Origin of the sequence: Streptomyces sp. NPDC051105 (assembly GCF_040682795.1) — a bacterium.
Taxonomy (GTDB): domain Bacteria; phylum Actinomycetota; class Actinomycetes; order Streptomycetales; family Streptomycetaceae; genus Streptomyces.
The window spans coordinates 199,265-222,317 of record NZ_JBFBBR010000004.1; the positions used below are offsets into that span (position 1 = coordinate 199,265).

General features: G+C 70.3%; 18 protein-coding genes and 1 pseudogene. 10 read left to right on the plus strand and 9 right to left on the minus strand.

Going from position 1 to position 23,053, the window contains the following annotated elements; all coding sequences use genetic code 11:
* Positions 1–204 precede the first annotated feature (204 nt).
* From AB0N16_RS11710 to AB0N16_RS11730, 5 genes are all read right to left on the minus strand, one after another.
* A complete protein-coding gene (locus tag AB0N16_RS11710; protein ID WP_365795541.1) occupies positions 205–1,044 on the minus strand; it encodes a carbohydrate ABC transporter permease in 840 nt (279 codons plus the stop codon).
* Positions 1,041–2,405 carry an ABC transporter permease subunit gene (locus AB0N16_RS11715; protein ID WP_365795543.1) on the minus strand — a complete coding sequence of 455 codons (1,365 nt, stop codon included), beginning with the start codon at positions 2,403–2,405 and terminating at the stop codon, positions 1,041–1,043. The genes AB0N16_RS11710 and AB0N16_RS11715 overlap by 4 nt, the downstream gene beginning before the upstream one ends.
* 5 nt (positions 2,406–2,410) lie before the next feature.
* The gene (locus AB0N16_RS11720; RefSeq protein ID WP_365796187.1) at positions 2,411–3,742 is read right to left on the minus strand and encodes an ABC transporter substrate-binding protein; all 1,332 of its coding nucleotides are present in this window, start codon (positions 3,740–3,742) and stop codon (positions 2,411–2,413) included.
* 44 nt (positions 3,743–3,786) lie between these two features.
* Positions 3,787–5,460 carry a glycoside hydrolase family 13 protein gene (locus tag AB0N16_RS11725; RefSeq protein WP_365795545.1) on the minus strand — a complete coding sequence of 558 codons (1,674 nt, stop codon included), beginning with the start codon at positions 5,458–5,460 and terminating at the stop codon, positions 3,787–3,789.
* Positions 5,461–5,626: 166 nt separating this feature from the next.
* Positions 5,627–6,895, minus strand: a complete 1,269-nt coding sequence (locus AB0N16_RS11730; protein ID WP_365795547.1) for an ABC transporter substrate-binding protein — start codon at positions 6,893–6,895, stop codon at positions 5,627–5,629.
* A gap of 126 nt (positions 6,896–7,021) precedes the next feature.
* Here AB0N16_RS11730 and AB0N16_RS11735 point away from each other — a divergent pair, with 126 nt between their 5' ends.
* The 3 genes from AB0N16_RS11735 to AB0N16_RS11745 are packed head-to-tail and all read left to right on the plus strand — an operon-like array spanning position 7,022 to position 10,730.
* On the plus strand, positions 7,022–7,555 hold the full coding sequence (locus AB0N16_RS11735; protein ID WP_365795549.1) for a PadR family transcriptional regulator: 534 nt from the start codon (positions 7,022–7,024) through the stop codon (positions 7,553–7,555).
* Between the two features lie 14 nt (positions 7,556–7,569).
* The gene (locus tag AB0N16_RS11740) at positions 7,570–8,379 is read left to right on the plus strand and encodes an ABC transporter ATP-binding protein (protein ID WP_365795551.1); all 810 of its coding nucleotides are present in this window, start codon (positions 7,570–7,572) and stop codon (positions 8,377–8,379) included.
* Positions 8,380–8,426: 47 nt separating this feature from the next.
* The gene (locus AB0N16_RS11745; RefSeq protein WP_365795553.1) at positions 8,427–10,730 is read left to right on the plus strand and encodes an FtsX-like permease family protein; all 2,304 of its coding nucleotides are present in this window, start codon (positions 8,427–8,429) and stop codon (positions 10,728–10,730) included.
* Positions 10,731–10,786: 56 nt separating this feature from the next.
* On the opposite strand, the pseudogene AB0N16_RS11750 reads toward AB0N16_RS11745, so the two are convergent.
* The 4 genes and pseudogenes from AB0N16_RS11750 to AB0N16_RS11765 form a co-directional block, all read right to left on the minus strand.
* Positions 10,787–10,912 (minus strand): annotated as a pseudogene (locus AB0N16_RS11750) (SAM-dependent methyltransferase); the annotation flags it as partial.
* A gap of 119 nt (positions 10,913–11,031) precedes the next feature.
* Positions 11,032–11,571: a hypothetical protein gene (locus AB0N16_RS11755; protein ID WP_365795555.1), complete on the minus strand. Its 540-nt coding sequence runs from the start codon at positions 11,569–11,571 to the stop codon at positions 11,032–11,034.
* A 213-nt stretch (positions 11,572–11,784) separates the two neighbouring features.
* Complete coding sequence (locus tag AB0N16_RS11760) at positions 11,785–12,600, minus strand: SAM-dependent methyltransferase (RefSeq protein ID WP_365795557.1); 816 nt, start codon at positions 12,598–12,600, stop codon at positions 11,785–11,787.
* Positions 12,601–12,902: 302 nt separating this feature from the next.
* Positions 12,903–13,871 (minus strand): winged helix-turn-helix transcriptional regulator, encoded by a 969-nt coding sequence (locus tag AB0N16_RS11765; protein WP_365795559.1) that lies wholly within the window; start codon positions 13,869–13,871, stop codon positions 12,903–12,905.
* Positions 13,872–14,161: 290 nt separating this feature from the next.
* On the opposite strand from AB0N16_RS11765, the gene AB0N16_RS11770 reads away from it, so the two are divergent.
* From AB0N16_RS11770 to AB0N16_RS11800, 7 genes are all read left to right on the plus strand, one after another.
* The gene (locus tag AB0N16_RS11770) at positions 14,162–17,914 is read left to right on the plus strand and encodes a S8 family serine peptidase (protein ID WP_365795561.1); all 3,753 of its coding nucleotides are present in this window, start codon (positions 14,162–14,164) and stop codon (positions 17,912–17,914) included.
* A gap of 786 nt (positions 17,915–18,700) precedes the next feature.
* Entirely contained in the window at positions 18,701–19,327 is a 627-nt protein-coding gene (locus tag AB0N16_RS11775; RefSeq protein WP_365795563.1) for a hypothetical protein, read from the plus strand.
* 64 nt (positions 19,328–19,391) lie between these two features.
* Complete coding sequence (locus AB0N16_RS11780; protein ID WP_365795565.1) at positions 19,392–20,036, plus strand: hypothetical protein; 645 nt, start codon at positions 19,392–19,394, stop codon at positions 20,034–20,036.
* Entirely contained in the window at positions 20,018–20,602 is a 585-nt protein-coding gene (locus AB0N16_RS11785) for a helix-turn-helix domain containing protein (protein ID WP_104786621.1), read from the plus strand. Before AB0N16_RS11780 ends, AB0N16_RS11785 begins: the two co-directional genes overlap by 19 nt.
* A 178-nt stretch (positions 20,603–20,780) precedes the next feature.
* Complete coding sequence (locus AB0N16_RS11790; protein WP_086800016.1) at positions 20,781–21,494, plus strand: ParA family protein; 714 nt, start codon at positions 20,781–20,783, stop codon at positions 21,492–21,494.
* Positions 21,491–22,321, plus strand: a complete 831-nt coding sequence (locus AB0N16_RS11795; RefSeq protein WP_365795567.1) for a hypothetical protein — start codon at positions 21,491–21,493, stop codon at positions 22,319–22,321. Before AB0N16_RS11790 ends, AB0N16_RS11795 begins: the two co-directional genes overlap by 4 nt.
* Positions 22,322–22,447: 126 nt before the next feature.
* Positions 22,448–22,759, plus strand: a complete 312-nt coding sequence (locus tag AB0N16_RS11800; RefSeq protein WP_086800015.1) for a hypothetical protein — start codon at positions 22,448–22,450, stop codon at positions 22,757–22,759.
* The last annotated feature ends 294 nt before the right edge of the window (positions 22,760–23,053 follow it).

A 23,053-nucleotide genomic window follows, 5' to 3' on the forward strand; every position in this document is an offset into this window, starting at 1 on the left:
TATCCGCGGGCCGCCGGACCTCGGGAAGCGGCGGCTCGGCCGATCGTCACCCGGATGTGCTTCATCAGCGGCTGGTCGCTCTGCTCGCTCTGCTCGCTGTGGTCGCGCAGCGCGATCGGCGCCGAACTCCGTTTCTCGTCCGGCGGGTTGTGCGGCCTGACGTATGCGGTGTGCGGGGCGTGCGCGCACCCCGCACACCGGGGGCTATTTGACCGACCCCGCCATCACGCCCTGCACGAAGTGCCGCTGGAAGGCGAAGAACACCGCCACGGGCACCACCAGCGACAGGAACGCACCCGGTGCCAGCACATCGATGTTGCTGCCGAACTGCCTGATCTGTGACTGGAGTTCGACGGTGAGCGGCTGCGAGGAAGGGTCCGCGAACAGCAGCGCCACCAGCATGTCGTTCCAGACCCACAGGAACTGGAAGATGGCGAGGCTGGCGATCGCCGGGCGGCCCACCGGCAGCACCAGCCGGGTGAAGATCCGCCATTCGCTGCCGCCGTCCATCCGGGCGGCCTCCAGCATCTCCTTGGGCATCTCGGCGAAGTAGTTCCGCAGCAGGAACACCGCGAACGGCAGTCCGTAGGCCACGTGGAACAGCACCACGCCGGGAATCGTGCCGAACAGCCCCAGTTGCCCGAAGAGTTTGGCGACGGGCAGCAGGCCGATCTGCACCGGTACCACCAACAGGGCGACCACCAGCAGGAACACGGGCTCGCGGCCGGGGAAGTCCAGCCAGGCGAAGGCGTATCCGGCGAGCGCGGCCACCACGACCACCAGCGTGGTCGCCGGCACCGAGATCAGCACGGTGTTCCAGAAGGCCTGGGTCATGCCCGAGTTCTTCAGCAGCGCCGAGTAGTTGTCGAAGGACAGCTGCCCGGGCCTGGCGAGCGCCGTCCACCAGCCGCTGCTCGCCGAGTCCTGCGAGGACCGCAGCGAGGACAGCAGCAGCCCGGCGAGAGGGGTGAGCCAGACCAGCCCGACCACCACGAGGAAGGCCTGCACCACGGCGTTGCCCAGGCCGCGCCTGATCGCGTTCACCGCTGACTCCTCCTAAAGCGCCGGACGTTGAAGGCCATGGCCGGGATGACCAGGACCAGGAGCAGCACGCCGAGGGCACTGCCGAGGCCCTGGTTGTTGCCGCCGCCGAAGGACACCAGCCACATCCGGGTCGCGAGGACGCCCGCGTCCTCCTGCATCTGCCCCGGCGCGATGATGTAGACGAGATCGAAGACCTTCATCACGTTGATGACGAGGGTCACGAACACCACGGTGAGCACCGGCGCCAGCAGCGGCACGGTGATGCGCCGGAAGATCTGCCACTCGTTGGCGCCGTCCATCCGGGCGGCCTCCAGGGCGTCCCGGGGCAGAGCGGCCAGCCCGGCTCCGATCAGCACCATCGCGAACCCGGTCCAGATCCACAGGTAGGCCCCGATGATGGCGGGCGTGACGAGGGCGGGTCCGAGCCAGGAGACGCCCTGGTAGGGCTGGGCGAAGTTCGAGGCCGGCAGTTCCACCCGGTAGGAGCCGGCCGCCAGTCCCGTGAAGCGGAAGGAGCCGTCGGCCGCGGTGCTGGTGCTCGCGACCGCCTTGCCGTCGGCGCGCACCGCCTCGACCTTCATCCGCGGCAGCCCGCTCTCTCTGCGGTCGACCACGCCGGGACTGCCGCCGCCGCCCGGGGTGAAGTCCAGGTAGACCACCCCGCCCAGGTCACCGGCCGCGGTCCTGCGGTGCGCCGCCGCGTAGGCGGGCTGTGCGCCGCCCGGCAGGTCCTTCGGTGCGACGCCCACCAGTCCGAGCGTCACCGTGTCGCCGGGCCCGAGGTTCGCGGCCGTGCGGTATGAGCCGTCCTTCTCGGCCGTGAGGTCCTGGCCGGTGCGGGCGCGGGCGGTGGGGTACTCGGCGGTGCCCTTGAATGCGTTGTGCACGGTGACCACGGCCGCGTTGAGCACGCCCTTGTGCGGGTCCTCGTCGTAGGCGAGCCGGAAGATGATGCCGGCGGCCAGGAAGGACACCGCCATCGGCAGGAACAGCAGCAGCTTGAAGGCGGTCGCCCAGCGCACCTTCTCCACCAGCACGGCGAGGATCAGCCCGAGCCCGGTGAGCAGGGTCGGGGCCACCAGCACCCAGATCACGGTGTTGCGGATGGCCTTGAGGGTCGCCGGGTCGCGGAACATCTCGGTGTAGTTGTCGCCGCCGACGAACCGGGTGCCGGACGCGTCGAAGAAGCTGCGGCCGATCGAGAACAGCACCGGGTAGACGACCAGCGCGCCCAGCAGGAGCAGGGCCGGGAAGACGAAGAGCAGGGCGATGATCCGCCCACGGCGCCGGGTCCGTCTGGCACGTTCGGCCTGCCCGGTAGACGGTGGGCTGGTCTTCTCCGAGACCACGGTCGCGGTCACGGCCGTCAGCCCTTGTAGGCCTTGGCCGCGGCGGTCTCCAGCTGTGCGGCGGTCGCCTTCGGGTCGGACGGGTCGGCCAGGAAGTCCTGGAGGATCTTCCACTCGCCGGCGCCCTTGGTGCCGCCGAACGCCGCGGGTGCCTGGTCGGACATGTCGAAGCGGACCGAGTCGCCGCCGCCCACCAGGGACTTGGCGATGGCGCGGGTGACGTCGTCGCCGTAGGAGGACAGGTCCAGGTTCTTGTTCGCGGACAGGAAGCCGCCCTCCTTCGCCCAGACGGCCGCGGCCTCCGGCGTGGCCAGGTACTCCAGGAGCTTCATGCCGGCCGTGGCGTTCTTGCCCGCCTTCAGGACGACCGCCGCGTCACCGCCGCTGACCACGGGCGCGGTGCCGCCGTCGACGGCCGGGAAGGGGAAGAACGTCGCGTCCGTGCCGATCGTCTTGCCGAACTGGTCGTGGGCGACCCCGGCGACGAAGTCGCCCTCGTAGACCATGGCGGCCTCCGGCTTGGGCCCGAAGACCTTCTGCACGGAGCCCGGGAAGTCGGTGTTGAGGGCCTCCTTCTGGCCGCCCGCGACCAGCTGCTTGTCCTTGAAGAGGGTGCCGAGCGTGCCGAGGGCCTTGACCACGGACGCGTCGGTCCACTTGAGCTTGTGGGCGGCGAGGGCGTCGTACTTCTCGGGTCCGGCCTGGGAGAGGTAGATGTTCTCGAACCAGTCGGTGAGGGTCCAGCCGTCCGCGCCGCCTATGGAGAAGGCGGCGAGCCCCGAGTCGGAGACGGTGTGCCCGTCCTTCAGCAGCTCCGCCCAGCTGGTGGGCGGCTTGACGCCGGCCTGGTCGAGGGCGTCGGGGCTGTACCAGACGGTGGACTTGTCGGCGGCCTTGAAGTAGAGGCCGTAGAGGGTGCCGCCGACGCTGCCGTAGTTCTTCCAGACCTGCGCGAAGTTGGTGTCCACGGACTGCTGGGTGGTCTTGGACAGCGGCTTCAGCCAGCCGCTCTTGGCGAACTGCTGGAGCACGCCGACCTGCGGGACCATGACGACGTCGGGGGCGTTGCCGCCCTCGATCTTGCTGCCGATGACGGTGGAGACGTTGTCGCCGGTGGACACGAACTGGGTCTTGGCGCCGGTCTTCGCGCTGAACGCGTCGAGGACCTTCTGGAAGCTCTTCAGTTCGTCGCCGGACCAGACGCCGGCCACGGTGACGGTCTGGCCGCTGAGCGCCTTGGCGCCGCCGCCGGCCGAGACCGGGCCGCCGCTGCCTCCGCAGGCGATGGCGCCGAGCGCGAGGACGAGGGTGGTGCAGCCGGTGAGCAGGGTGGTACGTCGTCGCATCATCATTGATGTTCCTTCGGGAGAGCGTGAGTTGAACCGGGGTGGGGTCAGAGGTCGTTGATCCACCAGGCGGCGGTGGAGCCGGGCAGTACTCCGGCGGGGCAGGGGCCGCTGGCGAGCAGGGGGGTGCCGGAGACGGGGGCGGGGGTGGGTGCCGTACCGAAGTTGACGGCGCAGACCAGGCCGTCGCCGCGGGCGAAGCCGAGGACACCGGGCGGGGTGTCCAGCCACTCCAGCGGGCCGTCTCCCAACTGCGGTAGCTGGGACCTGAGTTGGAGGCCGTCGCGGTACAGGTGCCAGAAGGAGCGGGTGTCGGCGAGGGCGCGGTCGGTGGCGTACTCGGCGAAGTAGTCGGGCTGCGGCAGCCAGGGCCGGGCCCCTTCGGCGCCGGAGGTGAAACCGAACGGGGAAGCCTGCCCGGACCACGGGAGCGGGACCCGGCAGCCGTCGCGGATCCGGGCCCGGCTGCCGGTGCGCCGGAAGATCGGGTCGGTGAGCACGTCGTCGGGCAGATCGACGACCTCGGGCAGGCCCAGTTCCTCGCCCTGGTAGATGTAGGCGGCGCCGGGCAGCGCCAGCATCAGCAGGGCGGCGGCGCGGGCCCGGGCGGCGCCGAGCCCGCTGCCCTCGGGGGTGGGTTCGCCGTAGCGGGTGACCGTGCGGACCTGGTCGTGGTTGTTGAGGACCCAGGTGACCGTGGAGCCGGTGCCGGCGATGTCCTGCATGGCCTCGCCGATGACCTTGCGGAAGGCGTCGGCGTTCCACGGTGCGCTCAGCAGGTCGAAGAAGAAGGCCTGGTGGAGTTCGTCAGGGCGGACGTACAGCGCGTGGTCGCGGGCGGTGGGCACCGACACCTCGCCGACGAGGAGGCGTTCGCGGCCGTCGCGGGCCGTGTACTCCTCGCACACCGCGCGCCAGTGCCGCCAGACGTCGTGCACCTCGGGCTGGTTCCAGGCAAGGGGGTTGACCGAGTCGCGGGTGCGGGCGTCGGCCTCCGGGTCCGGGGAGTCGGGCAGCTCGGGGTGCTTGAAGAGACCGGCGGCGACGTCGATACGGAAGCCGTCGACGCCCCGGTCGAGCCAGAAGCGGAGCACCTGGTCGAACTCGGCGGCGACCTCGGGGGTGCGCCAGTTCCAGTCGGGCTGCTCGGGCGCGAACATGTGCAGGTACCACTGCCCGGGCCGGCCGTCCGCCTCGGTCACCCGGCTCCAGGCCGGGCCGCCGAACATGGAGTGCCAGTTGTTGGGCGGTTCGGAGCCGTCGGGGCCACGGCCGTCGGCGAAGTGGAAGCGACCGCGCTCCCGGCTGCCGGGCACGGCGGCGAGGGCCTGCCGGAACCACGGGTGCTCGTCGGAGCAGTGGTTGGGGACGATGTCCAGCAGCACCTTCATGCCGAGCCGCCGGGCGGCCGCCGTCAGCAGGTCGAACTCGGCGAGGTCGCCGAAGAGCGGGTCCACGTCGCAGTAGCCGGCCACGTCGTAGCCGTGGTCGTGCTGCGGCGAGGGATAGAAGGGGCTCAGCCAGATCCCGTCGACACCGAGCTTCTTCAGGTACGGCAGCCCGGCCCGGACGCCGGCCAGATCGCCGATGCCGTCGCCGGTGCTGTCCAGGAAGCTGCGGACGTACACCTGGTAGATCACTGCGTCACGCCACCAAGGGTGCCGGTTCAACACGTTGCTCAACCCGTTGACCTGTCTCTGCGAAGGGCAGCAGTTATGCATGCATGTTAAGTAGACGTGTCGAGAGGGTGTCAACGAGTAGGGCAGAAGCTACTGTCGGGTTAGGACTTCATATCCGGATATATAGGCCCACCGAAGCCAGAGAAGAGACCCTGGCGTTACCTAACAGGTAACTACCGGCAGAGGACTGCGACCGATCGGTACGCGCCTACCGGCCGGAGAGGGCGGCCAGTTCCCGCGCCAGCCGGCGCACCGCCGCCGCGGGCGTCTCGTGCCCGGTCATCGCGTCGTGTACGACAGCCTGCACCACCAGGCTGACCTGGTCGTAGCGCGGGCTCTTGGGGCGCGGTCGGGCCGTCTGCACGCTGGCGCGCAGCGTCGGCAGATAGGGGAACTCCCGGATCAGCGCGGGATCGTCGTACAGCGCGGCGCGCACCGGCGGCAGCGCGCCACGGGTGAGGACCTGGCGCTGCACCGGCGCGCTGGTGAGGTAGGCGATCAGCCGCGCGGCCGAGTCGGGGTGCCGTGCATGGGTGTTGACGGCCAGGTTGGAGCCGCCGAGGACACTGGTCCCCGGCCCGTCGCGCCCGGGCAGCGGTACGGCGCCGACCTTGCCGGCGACCGCCGAGCCCTTGGCCGAGGCGCCGACGTACGCGTACGGCCAGTTGCGCAGGAAGAGCAGACGGCCGTCCTGGAAGGCCTGCTTGGACTCCTCCTCCGTGTACGTCAGCGAGACCTTCGGAATCCAGCCCTCCCGCACCCCGCGGGCGAGGAACCCGATGCCCTCGCGGGCCGCCGCGGAGTCGACGGTGACCTTGGCGCCCTCGTCCCCGAGGATGGTGCCGCCCGCCGAGTACACGGCCTCGGCGGCGTTCACGGTGAGCCCCTCGTAGGGCAGGAACTGGCCCGCGTAACCGCCGAGTCCGTACTTCGGCGCGATGGTCTTCGCGTCGCGCTCCAGCTCGGCCCAGGTGCGCGGCGGGCGCACCCCCTCCTTGGCGAGGATGTCCGCGCGGTACAGGAGCAGACCGGCGTTGGTGACGTACGGGACCGCGTACAGCCGTCCGTCGTAGGTCGCCGTGTCGACGACCCGCGGCAGGAAGGTGCCCAGCGGGAAGCGGTCGCGGGGCAGCGGCCGGATCCAGCCCGCCGCCGCGAACTCCGAGGTCCAGGCGACGTCGATGTTGAGGACGTCGAACCGGCTGCGGTCGCCGCCGCGCAGGTCGGTGACCATCTGCGCGTGCGCCTCGTCGGCGGAGTCGGGGAGTTCGACGAGGGTGACCCGCTCGCCGGGGTGGGTGCGGTTCCAGCCCTCCAGGAGCGGGCCGAGATAGCCCGTGAGGTCTCCGGCGGTGGCCACGGTCAGCGGACCGCGGCCACCGCCACCTTGTCCGGGGTGAGCCCCCGAGGCGATGTATCCGGTCATGACCACGACGAGAGCAAGGAGACCCCTACCCGCGGCACGCAACCACCGCATAGGTTCCTCCCTGTGCACCGCGACCGCACGGGGCACCTTCACCCCGAGCCGGAGGCCATGTATACCTGTTAGGTATGGGCGATACTAGGGTGCGGAGCACAATCGGTAGACAGGAGGACTGCACACGTGCGCCTGCCCCTCCTGGCACTCCTCGCGCGCGGTCCGGCCCACGGCTACGAGCTGAAGCAGGACCTTGAGCAACTGCTGGGCTCCGCGTACCCTCAGCCGAACGTCGGCCAGGTCTACGTGACCCTGGGCCGTCTGGAGAAGCAGGGGCTGATCGAGGGCGAGGACGTCGAGCAGTCCAGCCGGCCCAACAAGAAGGTCTACCACCTCACCGAGGCCGGGCAGGACGAACTCCGCGCCTGGTTCGAGAAACCCGAGGACGAGCCCCGGGTGCGGGACGAGTTCTTCATGAAGCTGGCGCTCGCTCCGCGGACCGGACTCGCCGACCAGATCGCCCTGATCAACCGGCAGCGGCGGCAGTACCTGACCACCATGCGCAGCCTGTCGAAGCTGGCCGCCGCCGAGAACCGCGACAACCGGATCGCCCATCTGCTGATCGAGGGCGCGATGCTGCACCTGCAGGCCGACCTGGACTGGCTGGAACGGTGCCAGGAAGAACTCGAAGACCTGGCAGGACTGGACGAACCGGAATGACTGGAGGAGCCGGAATGAGCGAGACTCCCGCTCCCGTACCGCGCGCCGAGGGCCCGGTCACTCCCGCGCCGCGGGCCGAGGGCCCGGTCACTCCTGTATTGCGCGCCGAGGGCCTGGTCAAGACGCACCATGGCGAGGGCGCCCCGGCCCGGGCCGTACGCGGGGTGAACCTCTCCCTGCGGCCGGGCGAGTTCGTCGCGGTCACCGGTCCGTCCGGGGCCGGCAAGTCGACGCTGCTGCATCTGCTGGGCGGACTGCAGCGGCCGGACGCCGGCAGCGTCTGGCTGGACGGCACCCGCGCGGACGACTGGAGCGAGGCCCGCTGGGCCGTCGAACGCCGCAAGCGGATCGGGATCGTCTTCCAGTTCTTCAACCTGGTCTCGAACCTGTCGGTCGCCGACAACGTGGAGCTGCCCGCGCTGCTCGCCGGGGTCCCCCCGAAGCAGGCGCGCGCCAAACGCCTGGAACTCCTCGCCGAACTGGGCCTCGACGGCAAGGACCGCAGCCTGCCCGGCGAACTGTCCGGCGGCGAACAGCAGCGCGTCGCCCTGGCCCGCGCCCTGGTCAACCATCCCCCGCTCCTCCTCGCCGACGAACCCGCGGGCAGCCTGGACAGCAAGGGCACCCGCGAGGTGATGCGGCTGCTGTCCCGCTTCCACGCCCGCGGCCAGACGATTCTGCTGGTCACCCATGACGCCCGGCTGGCCAGCGCCGCGGACCGGGTGATCAGCTTCTTCGACGGCCGGATAGCCGACGACGCGGAACTCGACGGCACGCCCACCCGCGGCACCGGGATATCCGGCGTGCTGGAACTGACGGACTGACGGGCCGACATGCGGACGTACGACGTTCCCCGAAGGGGCTGAGCCGTATGCGGGCCACCTTGCGCTGGGCGCACTCCGATCTGCGCACGCACCGCGGCGAGGCGCTGTTCCTGGTGCTGGCCACGGTCGGGATCGTTCTGTCGCTGCTCCTTGCGACAGCCCTGTTCGGCTACGCCACCAACCCCTGGCAGCGCGTCTTCGAGCAGACCCGCGGCGCGCACGTATGGCTCCATACCGCGCGGTCCGCACAGCTGTCGAAGCTCGCCGGGCTGGACGGCGTCGAGTCCGAGGCCGGCCCGTACGCCACCGAGACCACCACCCTCACCTCCCACGGCACCCGAGCCGCCGTGGAACTCCGCGCCACCCCCCAGCACCTTACGATCGGCCGCCCGCTGCTCGCCTCCGGCCACTGGCTCGACCCGGCGAGCCCCGACGGCGTGGTCCTGGAGAGCCATCTGGCCCGCGCCCTGCTCGCCGAGCCCGGCGACACGCTCACCCTGCTCGACACCGCCCGGACGGTGACCGTGCTCGGCATCGCCGACAGCGCCGAGCCGCGCTACGACCCGGACGAGCAGCCCGGCCTCGTCTGGGCCCCGCCATCCGTCGTCCACGCCCCGAACGGCCAGGTCATCGGCGTGCGCCTGACCAACCCCGACGACACGGACTACGCCGTGCAGCGGGCCGTGACCGTCCTGGGCGCCGGCGTGATCGGCGAGGTCGCCACCTGGCAGCAGGCGCGCGCCGAGGCACAGGGCGACAACCGGCTGCTCGGCCAGGTCCTGGGCCTGTTCGGACTGGGCGCACTGATAGCCGCGGGCCTGGCCGTGCACGGCGCGATCACCACCCGGATCCGCGGCCATCTCCGCGACATCTCCATCCTCAAGGCGATCGGCTTCACCCCGGGCCAGGTGGTCCGCGTCTTCCTCCTCCAGCACATCGCGTACGCGCTCCTCGGCGCGGTGACCGCGGCCGCGCTGACCAGATCCCTGGGCAGCACGCTCCCCGGCCGCCTGGGCGACGCGATCGCCCTGTGGCAGGGCCTGCCCGGCCACGCGGTGACACTGGTGGCAATCCCCGCCGGCGCGGTGCTGTTCATAGCCGCGACGACAGGACTGGCGGCCTGGCGTGCGGGACGGGTTCCACCGGTACCGACGCCGCTCCCGTCGGTCCGGGGCGGCACCACCACCCCGCAGGTGGGCGGGCGGCTCTCGGCCCCCGCCCGGCGCGCGCTGGGCCTGCGGGTACCCCCCGCACTGGTCCTGGGCTGGCACACCGCCTTCGCCCGCCGGACACGCTCACTCACCACCGTGGCACGGCTGGCACTCCCCCTCCTCCTCATCGTCGTGGCGATGAGCGCGTGGACCACCATCAGCCGCTTCCACAGCGAACCCGGCCGGATCGGCCTCCCGGCCGCACTCACCGTCCACGCGGACGCGGGCCTCGACGACCGCGACACCCGCGCCCTGCTGGCCCGCGACCCACAGGTCGCCGCCGCCTACCCGGGCGTCGAGGTGGCCGCACTGGTCCCCGGTCAGACGGCCACGATCGCCCTGCGCGGCTTCGGCACCGCCCACGCCCCCTACCCGTACGCCCTGGCCGAGGGCCGCCCCGCGCGCGGCGCCGACGAGGCGGTGGCCGGCCAGGGCCTGCTCGACCTGCTGGACGTGCGCGTCGGCGACTGGGTACGGATGACCGTCAGCAACCAGCCGCAGATCCTGCACATCGTCGGCCGCAGCATCGAGACGGAGAACGCCGGCCGGGTCATCTCCACGTCCCTGGACACCCTGCGCGAGAACGACCCCACCCTCTCCCCCACCCTCTACCAGGTCCGGCTGCGCCCCGGCACCGACGTACGCCAGGCCGCCGGCCGGTTGACCGCAGCCGGAGACGGCCACCTGGACGTCCACACCGTGACCAACCCGGCGGACGGGCTCTCCCGCCTACGGGGAGTGGCGGCCGGCGTGATCGCCGTCCTCGCCCTGATCGGCCTGATCGAACTCCTCACCACCATCGGCGGCACGGTACGCGAGGGCGAACGCGACCTGCTGGCCCTCAAGGCCATCGGCCTCTCCCCGCGCCAGATCACGGGCGTCACCGTCACGGCCACCGCCTGCACCGCACTGGCAGCGGCCCTGGCGGGCACGGCCCTGGGCGCCCCGCTCGCCCACTGGCTGATCAACACGCAGGGCAGATCGAGCGGCATCGGCGCGGGCATCGCACAAGGCCCGCCACTGGCGCTGCTGGCCGTGTTCGGCACGGCCGCGGTCCTGGGCGCGGCGGCCCTGTCCGCCCTCCCGGCGACCCGCGCGGCCAGGCGCCGCCTGGCGGACACGCTGAGCGCGGTGGCCTGACCGACACCGCCGCCCACCCGCTACTGTCCCGTCCGCCTGGCCGCGCACCCCTGCCGTTACGGTTTCCGCGCAAGCCCACCGTGCTCGGCGACGACCTCCGGAGCGCCCGAACCGGCCCCCGGCCGCCACTCCGTCACCGACACGACACCGGGATCGACGAGCTCCAACCATGCTCGGAGTTCAGAAGGTCAGCAGCACACCCGAGCGGGTCGTCGCCACCCCGGCGACCGGACCGCTGACGGAAGCCGACCGGCTCTCCTCCCTGCCGGCCCTGGTGGAAACGCACCCCCGCCGTGCGGGGTCACCAGGTGTGGGCCACGTCCACCACGAGATGGTTGGCCGTCTGGAAGACCCGGAACGGCAGTCGCGCGCGGACACCCAGTCCGGCCTGGGTGTATCCCTCTGAGCCACCCGTCACCTTGAACTCCCGGAACGTCCGGTACCCGGTGACGTCGACGGAAGGAAGCGGCGGGTAAGGCTGTCCGGTCGCCGGGTCGTAGCGCGGGGCGAACAGCGAGATCTCCAGAATGGCTCCGCCCTTGATCGGAACCACGACGTCGGACGGGTCCTGGTGCAGTACGTCGACATAGCGGACGCTGTAGCCGATCGGGTCGGCCGACGTGCCCACAGCGTCGAAGACCAGCCGGTCGTAGCACTCGTGCTGTCCGGCCCTCACGTCGGCCAGCCGCCTGGAGGCAACGGAGTCACCGGACTTGTCCAGGCTTCCCCACGTCACCCCACAGTCCACGGCCGTCGGCGCGGCCACCGCCGGAACCGTGCCGGCCAACAGACCGCCGCCCGCCAGCATCATCGCCGCCAGTGCAGTACCTATCCGTCGCATGACTACCCCCCGGTAGCTCGCGTAGGTGTGTGTCTGTTCAGACCGGCGGCCTTCCGGAAGGTTGTACGTGGTGGAACAGTCCATTGCGGCACTCAGGCCCGTCCAGCACCGGCCGTCCCATGGGACCTCAGCAGACCGCACCACCGCTTCCGCAAAGGCCGACCCGTTACCGGCGGCCTGACCGCCGCACCACTCCTGTCGTCACGGCTCTCGTTACGGCTTACGCGCAAGTCCACCGTGCTCGGCGACAACCTCGGGGACGCCCGAACCGGGCTCCGGACGCCACTCCGTCACGGAGACGACACCGGGCTCGACCAGCTCAAGACCGTCGAAGAACGCGGTGATCTCATCAACGGAGCGCAGGTTGTACGGAACGGCGCCGCTGTTGTTGTAGGCGTCCTGAGCCTGCTCGAAGACGGGGTCGATGCCCCGCGACCCGTCGTTGATGGAGAGGTAGCTGCCCGAGGGCAGGGCGCCCATAAGCCGGGTGACGATGGAACGGGCCTGGTCGTAGTCGGCGACGTGGCCCAGGATGTTGCTGAGGATGAGCGCGGTCGGACGGCTGAAGTCCAACGTCTCGGCGGCGACCTCGAGAATCCGGTCCGGATCCGTCACGTCGGCGTCGATGTAGGCGGTCGCGCCCTCGTCGGTGGAGTAGAGCAGCGCACGGGCGTGGGCGAGCACCAACGGATCGTTGTCGACGTAGACGATCCGCGCCTCGGGAGCGAGCCCCTGGGCGACCTCATGGGTGTTCTGCGCGGTCGGAAGGCCGGTACCGACGTCCAGGAACTGCCGGATACCCGCCTCGGAGACGAGATACGCGATGTTGCGCCGCAGGAAGCCACGGCTGGAGCGGGCGATGGTGACGATCCCGGGAAACACCTCGGTGTACGCGTCACCGGCCGCCTCGTCGACGGGGTAGTTGTCCTTGCCGCCCAGCCAGTAGTTCCAGATACGGGCGGAGTGCGGCACCGACGTGTCGATCTTCTGCTGCTCCGCCGGCTCGGGCGTCGTCACAGGGTCACTCATGAGTCGTGTACGTCCTTCAACCGGGGCGGGGATCAGTCGCGGCACATCCTACGGTCGAACTCCCTTTTCCTGCTCACTAGTTCACCCCTTCCCTCCGATTGGTCGGGCCGAGCCCCGCGTTCAAGGCACCGCGGAGTTCGACGGCTGCCGGCTTTCAGGTGGGCCCGCGGTCGAGCGGGGCTTCCCTCCAGGATGTCAACGTCGGTTCGATCAAGGCCCATCAGACGTCGGACAGGTCACTGGCCTACGCAACCGGTTGACCCATAGCCCACTTGACGGCGTGACGCACACCTGAAGACCACTCAGATCCAGCCTCGCTTGGCGGCTTCGGTGCCCAGCTGGAAGCGGGTGTCGAGGCCGAGCCGGTCCGCGATCGCGGCGATGCGGCGGGTCACGGTGCGCGCGCTCGTCCCCAGTTGCCGGGCGATCGCCTGGTCCTTGTAGCCCGCTTGCAACATCCTCAGCAGCAGGAGATCGTCCGTGCTCGGCTGGTCGGGGGTCTCCGGGGCCATGGAGGTGATGGGTTGTGCCCGCTGCCAGTAGACGTCGAAGAGCTCGAGGATCGCATCGAGCAGACCCGACTGATGGACGACGGCAATTTTGTCGTACTGTCCTCCGATCAGTGCGACCAGCGCGACACGACGGTCCATGATCCGCAGCCGGAACGGCAGGGCCGGCAGGAGCCGGGCCTGCTCGCCGAGCTTGGCCAGGCGGGTGATCAGCTCGAATCGGCCGGGCTGCTCCAGCCCCTCCGGGGTGTAGACGGACCGTATGTCGATGCCGCGGCCCAGCAGGTCCATCGTGAAGGTCTCCTCCAACTCGACGCTGTACGGGCCCAGGTACGGAGGCCGGTCAAGAACCCAGAAGTGGGTGCGCATCGATTGGGTCAGCTCGGCCACCCGTAGGGTGACCGCCGCCTCACCACTGATCACCTCCACCAGCTCGGTCGGATCCCCCTGCAGCCGGTTGGCGCGGTACTCACGTGCCAGGTCATCGACCGCGTCCCACACCGCGGTGAACGCCGCCTCGGTATCGGCCCGGCGCCTGGCGAGCAGTGCGCTCAACGCGGTCCGCGGGCTGACCGGCCGGTACTCGCCGTGTCGTTCTCTTCGCAGCACTCCCAGTTCCACCAACCGGGCCACCGCGTGGTGTATCCGGCTGGGCGTCGTGCCCAGGTGTTCGGCGATCTCCCGCGCTGTCCGGTCCGGCTTGGCCAGATAGGCGCGGTAGACCCGCTCGTCGAACTCGCTGATCCCAAGGGCGTCGAGCACCGGGCATCCTCCTGGTCGTCACCTCCCGGCGGGCCGTCGGGCCGGCAGTGGCGCGATTCGCCAGCTGGCGATATCAGACACGAGCCTGATCTATACATCGCCCGGCCACAAGCCTTAACTCTGATCGTCCACGCCTGCCGCGATCCCAGAACCCCCACGATCGATCCATCGGCCATCGGCTCCTCTCCCCCTCCCCTCTCTCCTCCCCCGCCGATCCGTCACTTCACTTCACTTCAGCCATGAATCGCCTGCGGGCTGCCCCCGGCCCCACGGAACAGTCAGGGAATCCCTTGAGATCATCACCGAGACGCTGGAGTGTGTTCGCCGTCGCCGGCGCCGCCCTCCTGTCGTTGGCACAACCCGCCGCCCTGTCCGCCGCCCACGCCGCGGCAGCCACGACCGACGACTCCGCCGCTCCCGCCGCGCAGCGCGACGTGCCACCGGGGGTCCACTCGGTCACCCTGATCACGGGTGACGTCGTCGTCACACGGCAGTCAAGTGCCGGCCGCGGCACCGTCGATGTGCGTGGTGCCGCCGGGGCGGAAGCCCAGGCACACATCATGGAGACGAACGGCGACCTGTACGTCTATCCCGACTCCGTTCTCCCGTACCTGGCGGCGGGCACGCTGGACAAGCGCCTGTTCAACATCAGCCGGCTCGTCGCGGACGGCTACGACGACGCACATCGCGATCAGTTGCCGCTGATCGTCTCGTACGACAGCAAAGCCGTCTCGGGGCTGCGTTCAGCCACCCCCGAGGGCGCTACCCGGGTCAGGGCCCTCGGCGGTGTCCAGGGTGCCGCGCTGGCCGAGGACCGGGACCGGTCTGCGGACTTCTGGCGGGCCGTCACCTCCGCGCCGGCGTCGGGCTCGAGGACCACGGCGGCCGCGGCCACAGCCTCGTCCGCGTCCGGCGGACCGGCCTTCGGCGAGGGCATCGCCCGCATCTGGCTCGACGGGGTCGTGCAGGCGGACCTCGCCGAGTCCACGTCCCAGATCGGCGCACCGCAGGCGTGGCAGGCCGGTGACACCGGGCAGGGCGTGGACGTCGCCGTCCTGGACACCGGTGTCGACGCCGGACACCCCGACCTGGCAGGTCGGATAGCGGCCTCGCAGAGCTTCGTCCCGGACGAGGACGTGACGGACCGCCATGGGCACGGCACCCACGTCGCGTCCACCATCGCCGGCACGGGAGCCGCGTCGGAGGGCAAGGAGAAGGGCGTCGCCCCCGGCGCGCGCCTGCACATCGGCAAGGTGCTCTCCGACGAGGGTTCCGGCCAGGACTCCTGGGTGCTGGCCGGCATGGAGTGGGCCGCGGTGGACCAGCACGCGGACATCATCAACATGAGCCTGGGCTCCTCGGAACCGTCCGACGGCACCGACCCCCTCAGCACGGCGGTCGACCGCCTCAGCGCCGAGACCGGGGCCCTGTTCGTGGTCGCCGCGGGCAATACCGGTACGGACCACAGCATCGGCAGCCCGGCCGCGGCGGACGCCGCCCTGACCGTGGGAGCCGTCGACTCCTCGGACGACATCGCCTACTTCTCCAGCCAGGGCCCGCGCGTCGACGGCGGGCTCAAGCCGGAGATCAGCGCGCCCGGCGTCGACGTGCTGGCGGCACGCTCCCAGTACTCGCCGTTCGGCGAGGGCAGCTACCTGACGTTCAGCGGGACCTCCCAGGCCACCCCGCATGTCGTGGGGGCCGCGGCCCTCCTCGCGGCCGCGCACCCCGGGCTGACCGGCTCCCAGTTGAAGGACCTCCTGGTGAGCAGCTCGAAGCAGACGCCCAAGTACGACGCCTTCCAGGCGGGCAGCGGCCGGGTGGACGTCCCGTCGGCGCTGAGCGCCGACGTCTTCGCCTCCGCGACCGCGTTCGCCGGCCAGGTGACGACGGGTGCGTCCGACGCGGTGAAACGCCCGGTCACGTACACCAACACAGGTGCCGTTCCGGTCACCCTCGACCTGTCCGTTCAGGCCCCGAACGCCCCCGCGGGAATGTTCCGGTTGTCCGCCCCCGAGGTCGTCGTGCCGGCGCACGGCACCGCCGAGGTCACGGTCACCATCGACGGCTCCCAAGCGACGGGGAACGGCCGCTGGAGCGGCCAGGTCGTCGCGGCCGACACGGCGGGGAAGGTCGTCACCCACACCGCGGTGTCGCTGGGCGACGTCACCCACAAGCTGACCGTGGTCCTCAAGGACGCACACGGAAAGCCGATGTCGGGGGTCGTCGAACTGCTGCGGTCCGGCGACGACGCGCCCCAGTTCTGGCTCGTCGACGAGACCGGCACGTCCCAGATGTACCTCCCGAACGACGTCTACTCGGTGCTGTCCTTCAAGGCCGTGCAGGGCGTCCACGGCCCGCACTCGATGGGGATGGCGCTGCTCGGTGACCCCGAGGTCGTGATGGACCACGACGCCACGGTCACCCTGGACGCCACGAAGATCGAGCGGATCGACATGACCACGCCGCAGCGGACCGAGGCGACCTACCAGCGCCTGGAGTACGCCCGCTCGATGGGCGGCCGGCTGTGGCGCGACTACATGGAGACCCAGACCAACTACGACAGCCTGTGGGCCCAGCCCACCACGCACAAGGTGACCCACGGCGACTTCTACCTCGGCGCCCGCTGGCGCAAGGAGCAGCCGGCACTGGCCGTCGCGACCAAGACCACCGACTTCACGGACGCCCACAGGCAACAGGACGTCACCCCGCTGTCCCCGGGTCACCACAGGCTTCCGCTCGTGGCCGCCGGCGACGGCACGAACGCGGACTACGCCGGTGTGGACGCGCGGGGCAAGGCGGTGGTCGTCCGCCGCAACGACACGATCAGCGACGCCGACCAGGCCGTCGCGGCGATCAAGGCGGGCGCCAGGCTCCTGCTGGTCGTGAACAACACACCCGGGCGAGGGTTCCGGAGCTACAGCAAGGATCCGTGGATAGGCCCCGCCCGAATCGACGTCGCGCTGTTGAGCACGGACGAGGGCGAGAAGCTCTTCGGCCAGGCCTCCGCTCGCGGGGCGGCGCTCTCGGTGGACTCGCAGCCGGTCAGCCCTTACGTGTACGACCTGATGTGGACGTGGCACAACCAGATCCCGGACCACCTGGTCGTCCAGGGCGGCCCGAAGAACCTCGCGCGGGTGAACGTCACCTTCGACAGCCCCGACCCGACCCTGGGCGGCGGTGAGTTCCGCTTCGACTGGCCGGTCTACAACAGCACCTGGGGCATCGGCACGACCATGCGTGAGCCGATGAACTCCCAGCGGGTCGACTGGGTCTCCACCGGGCCCGGATACTCCTGGAGCCAGGAGGCGTACGTCGACGACCTGCTCTACGAGATCGAGCCGCGCACCACCTACCGGGCGGGCAGCACGGGGACCCAGCAGTGGTTCAAGCCCATCGAGCGCCCGTACCTGAACGACAACTACCGTCCGCCCACCCGCAGTGGGAGCCGGCTGACCCTCGACGTCCCCGCCTGGGGCGGCTCGGACCACGTCGGCATGTCCATGGACTACGAGCGCACGCGGCAGTCCCTCACGCTGTACCAGGGTGACACCCGACTGGCCCAGAACGCGGGGAACACCATGGTGCAGGCCGACGCCCCCGGTGCCGGCAAGCTGCCTTACCGTCTCGTCCTGGACGCCGCCCGGGACAGCACGGTGAGCCCGTACTCCCCCACGACGCACACCGAGTGGGACTTCACCTCCAAAGCCCCGTCGGGCGACGAACAGGCGGTCCTGCCGCTGCCGCAGATCAAGTACGCCGTCAGCACGGACGCGGCCGGGAAGACCGCCAAGAACACGACGCTCACGGTGTCCGCCACCCAACTCCCGGGTGCCGTGGGCACAGGCAACCTGTCGGCGGTGACCCTGGAGGTGTCCTACGACGACGGCCGCACCTGGCGGAAGATCACCAGCGGACATGACGGTCGGTTCGGGCTGTCCGCCCCGAAGCAGGCCCGGTTCGTCTCGCTGCGGGCGCACGCCCACGACAGCGCCGGCAACGCGGTCGCACAGACCGTGATCCGGGCCTTCGGCCTCCGCTGACCAAGAGCGGGCCGCAGATACGCGGGACCTGAACCACTGGTGCGGCGGGCCACCCCCGGGATGGCCCGCCGCACCGAGGCGTCATCGACACCTGCTCACGGCATCCGCCGCAGCATGGGGCGCGTCGGGTTTATGAATCCCCGTCAGTTCGCACCTGACCTGCGGAAATGCAGGGTGGCAGACGAGTCGGGCTGTACGCCGGGTATTCCTGACGCACCCTTCTGACCTGCGGCTTCGCGGATCGGATCGGCTGTGACCTGCTAGGTCGGGTTGCAGAGGCGACCGGAGGCAGTCAGAGGAAACCGCTCTGATTCGACCCCGATTCGAACCGAGCTGCTCGGAGCCGATCAGAGGCAATCGCCCTCTGTTTTGGTCCGAGTCGGCCCAGGTCAGACGGCGTTGATCAGGCTGTGGACCCGCTGACGGCACTCGGAATCGATCTCGGTCGAGCCGCGATGGGGACGCCTGCCTCCAGCACCGCAGCCAGGCATACGAATGCCTCCAGGATGGCCATCCTGGAGGCTTCGCTGGCACCGATTGGAGGTCGGTACCGGACACCACCCGTGGTTTTAGCGGGCCTGGGTGGCGTCTCTGTCCTTGCGGGACGGCTCCACAGTGCCACACAGCACCCACCAGACAGGTTCTCTCCGACGGCCATTTCACCCAGGCGAGCGACTGGGTCTTCACTATCTACCTACGGCTGCAGCCGATCTCATTCTGCTCGGGGATCTCACCGGTCGCTATGCGGCGGGCAGTTACAGCAGGCTCGCCTCCGACGGCCAGAGCGTGTCCCTGCGCGGGAACCGTCAGGGCGCGGCCGAACACGGGCACCGGATCACGGCGGCCATCGCCTGCCATGTCGCTCGCGCTGGCGGCACCGTCGAGCAGCTGACGCAGCTGTTGCTGCACCCCGATCACGAAGGCGGGCGGCACGCCCGAAGCATCGCGCTGCGCTCCGGGCAATCGCGTGCCCTGGCGTACATCGGCCGGGTGTGGGCCAGTGCCTCGGCCGCGGTCAGCCGCACGAGGGTGCTGGAATCGCGGCACCACGCGTACGAGGTGCTTGCCGCGCTGCGCGACCGCATCGAGACGACGCCCTGGCGTGGGGAACGTGGGCGGACCGCACTGCGGGTCCTGCGGGCGCATCTGAACTTCGCCCAGATCGCGGGCGGTCCCCTGCACCACGCCAGCGAGCGGCAGACCGCGGAGGAAGCGGGGATATCCCGCACGACCCTCCGGGTCGTCTACGAGACCGTCCTCAAACCATGGGGCTGGCTGCGACGTCTGCGCGTCGGCCACGGCCGCGAGGGCTCGACCTGGTATCTCGCCGAGGGCAGCGCCGACCGCCACAGCACCCCCGTAGCGCAATCTCGTTTCCGAACCACTCAGTACCCCCCCCGACCTGGCACTTGAGGAGTGGCCCACCTCTGAGACGGGCACGACGGCCGACCTCGACTCCACCGTCATCGGCCGGCTGATGGGCCACGACGCCTTCGCCCACCGCGGGCTCGGCAGCGCCGCACTGGTGGTCATCGGTGCACTGCACGCCCGGCCAGCGCAGACGGTCGCCGAGCTTGTCGGCTCGTCCTCCGTCTCCCGCGCCACCCTCTACCGCGCCTTGCGGCGCCTGGCCGACCACGGCCTGGTCCACCACAGCGGTGAGACCTGGACCCTGGCACCTCATGCCTTGGAGGGCTTCGGTGACCGCCCCCTGGAGGCTGCGGCCGAAGAGATCTCCGAGCCGGCCCGCGGCTGGGACGCAGTCGCGGCGCGGCACGGGACCGCGGGCGTCGCGTCCCGGCGCAAGGCGGTGCACGCCGCCGAGCGCACGGCGTACCAACGGGCGCTGGAGCGGCTGTCGGAGCACCGCAGCAAGGCCGTGGTGATCGTCCGCGACGGGCGCCAGATCGTGATTCCCGCGCCACGCCCCGACGAGGTTCCCACCGCGTGGCACGCCCCGGACGGCTGTGTCCTCGATCCGGTCACCGGCCGCGCCGTACCCGACTGGCGGATCGCCACCGATGGACGGCTGATCCTCATCACCCCCGCCGACCAGCGCAGTTACGACGAGCTGGCCGCCGCCCATGCCGAAGCCCGCAGCGAATGGGAGTCCGCAGCGTGAACCCACCCCCTCCACCCACGGCCGATCACGACGATCAGGTCACCGCGCAAGCACTGCGGGAGCAGTACGAGTCCGGCTCCACCGTGGACCAACTCGCGGCGAGCAGTGGCCTGTCCTACGGCACGGTCCTCAACCGGCTGCACGAGGCCGGGACCGAGATGCGCACCTCGTGGCAGACGCGCAGGCTGCGCGACGGGCAAGCCCGCCGCAACCTCGCCGCCCGGCTGCGCCGCCTCTACGAGCAACAGGGCGCCACACTCGCGGAGTTGGCCGTAGCCGGATCCGTGACGCGACGTGCCGCGCGGCGGCTGCTGATCGAGGCCGGTGGCACGCCCCGCACCACCCTGCAGACACTGCGCATCCGCTCCGCAGCCGATGCCGCACGGCGAACGAAGCTCGCGGAGTCTTTGCGGGCGCGGTACGAGGCTGGCGCCACGGTGCCGGACCTGGCCGGCGAGTGCAACTACTCCGTCGGCACCGTCTACCGGCTCCTGCACCAGGCAGGCACCCACATGCGCCCCAAGCACAACCACGGCCCGGCCCGCACCCCGAGGAAACGGTCATGAGCGCCCTCAAACGGGTCCCAGGCCAGGCCCGGCAGGTCACGGGAGCGACGGCGGCCCATCCCGAATACAGCGCTGCTCGGGGTCCTCCTTCGCCCACGCTCAGCAGCCGCCGAACGTCGGCCTTCTCGCCGACGCCCGCACGTCAACGCACCTTTCCGATTCAGGAGATCAAGCACTCGTGAGTGAGAACACCCGTACCAAGACCCTGGCCGCGGCCGCGGCCAGCGCCTGGGACGCCTTCGTCATCGTGGTCGGCATGCTCAAGGGCGGCACCGGCAAGACCACCTCCGCCTGGTTCATCGCCCTCTACTACGCCGTCGTCCTCGACCTGCCCACCCTGCTGCTGGACGCCGACGCGACCAGCCAGTCCGCCTACGACTGGTTCAAGGTCGCCCAGGCCGCCGGCTTCGAGATCCCCCCCAACCTGGTCATCGAGCGCTACCCCTTCGATGACATTGCCGAGTACATCCGCACCAAGCGCGCCGAGTTCGGCGCGATCGTGGTCGACGCCGGCGGCGGCAGCGCCCGCATCTTCCACGAGGCTGTTACCGAGGCGAACCTGCTGCTCGTGCCGGTCGCCCCCACCAAGATCGAGCGCCGCAAGCTGGTGGCCACGTTCGACGAGGCCGAGCGCGCCGCTGCCCGCAATGAGCGCGGCGTCACCGCCCATGTGGTGATGGTCAAGGCCGACGACCGCACCAGCCTGCCCAGCCGGGCGAAGCAGCAGCTGCTGGAGCCTGCCGAGGGCGAGGGCATCGGTTCGGACCGCGACGAGGCGTTCCCGCTCGCCGAGACCACCATCCACTCCTGGGTGCACTACATGGAGGCCTTCGGCGAGGTCCCGACCGAACTGAGCGAGTACGCCAACCTGATGAAGGAGCTGACCGCATGAGCGAGAAGAACGACAGGCCGAAGCCTCCCGCCCGCCGCACCGGCGGGCGGGCCCTGGGCGGGGCCAAGAAGACGGCCCCGCCGCCCCCGCCGCCAGCCGCCGAGCTCACGCCCGAACAGTTCGCCGCCGAACAGGCCGACGCCCAGGGCGAAGGGCATCCGGCCGTCGATGAGGCCGAGGCCCAGCGGCCTTCCACGGCCCCCGTGGAGACCGGGGCGCAGGGTAAGCCGACCGTCGACGCCGTACTGAGCGCCCCCGTGCAGGCACCGACCGCCCAGCGGGATCACCCGGCCGCAGGAGTGCCCGCCATGCAGTCTGCTCACTCTGGGCATTCGACGCATGGGCACGGGCAGTTCGCGGCTCATTCTGCCGTGCCCGCAGCGCCCGCGGCTCAGTCCACACAGCTGATCGAGCAGGTTCCGCAGGCCGGTCTGTCTCACGCCATCCCCACGACAGCTGGGGTGCTACCGACCGCCGAGGTTGCCGTGCGGCACGCCGTTTCTCCGGTCCCGGGCGGTACGGCCTTCCCGGTGAGGAGCGATGTTCCGGTATCTCACCAGGAGCAGAACGCGCGATCGGAGGCAGCACCCAGCGAGGGAGCCCCGTGGGCTCAGGGACCCGGCCGCCCCAAGGACATTCCCAACACAGCTGCCGTTCTCAACCAGCGCATCATCACGCGCGAGAGCCTGGACTCCTCCGTGCCGACCGCGCTGAAGCTGAAGAAGCGCATCAAGCGCTTCGCGCTGGACAACGAACTCGACCACCTGCCCATCGGCGACATCGTCTCGGTCGCCCTGGACGAATGGCTCACCGCCCGCGGCTTCTGACACGCCATACGGCACACGGGGTGGCCGCCACTTCGCTGAGTGCGCGGCCGCCCCTTCCGCCGACTATCCCGATAGGCCACTAGGCGGCTAACTAGCCGCCTAGTCAGACCGACCGGAGGAACCTCCGTGCCCGATCTCTCCCACCATGCCCGTCGCCTCCGTGACATAGCCGACGCGCTCGGAGCCCAGTCCAAACCCACCGACGATCCGCTCACCCCACATCCCGAGACCGCGGCGGTCATCGCCGACCGTCACATCAAACGCGGACAGCTCAACTACGCCGTCCCCGACATCCTCCAGCTCCAGCGACGCATCCGCCGCTACAACGCCGACCATGGCACGCCCCACGGCGATATCGTCGCCATAGCCCTCGACATCTGGCTCCGCGCCAAGGGCTACCCACCGGACCTCACCCCGTTCAAACCACAGGCTCCATAAACCGTCTGCCGCCCGGCCCCTCAACTGCCCTGGAATTTCTCGCCCCGTAGTCCTCTGTGCTGTGCAGGCCACCGAGGACCGGCGAGATCGATTGGGGTTCTACCCCCGTGTCTCGCCGGTAGCCGCCAGGAGTCACAGAGTGGCGGCAATGACGACAGCACGATCTTCAATCGTTCGGCACTCCGTTGCCGAGCGTTCGCGACTACGAGCCCTTCCACCAGCGTAAGAAACAGTTGGCCCGCCATCCTCGATGTGTGGTGAGGTTGCATCGTGGGTTCTCGAACGAAGCGTCAT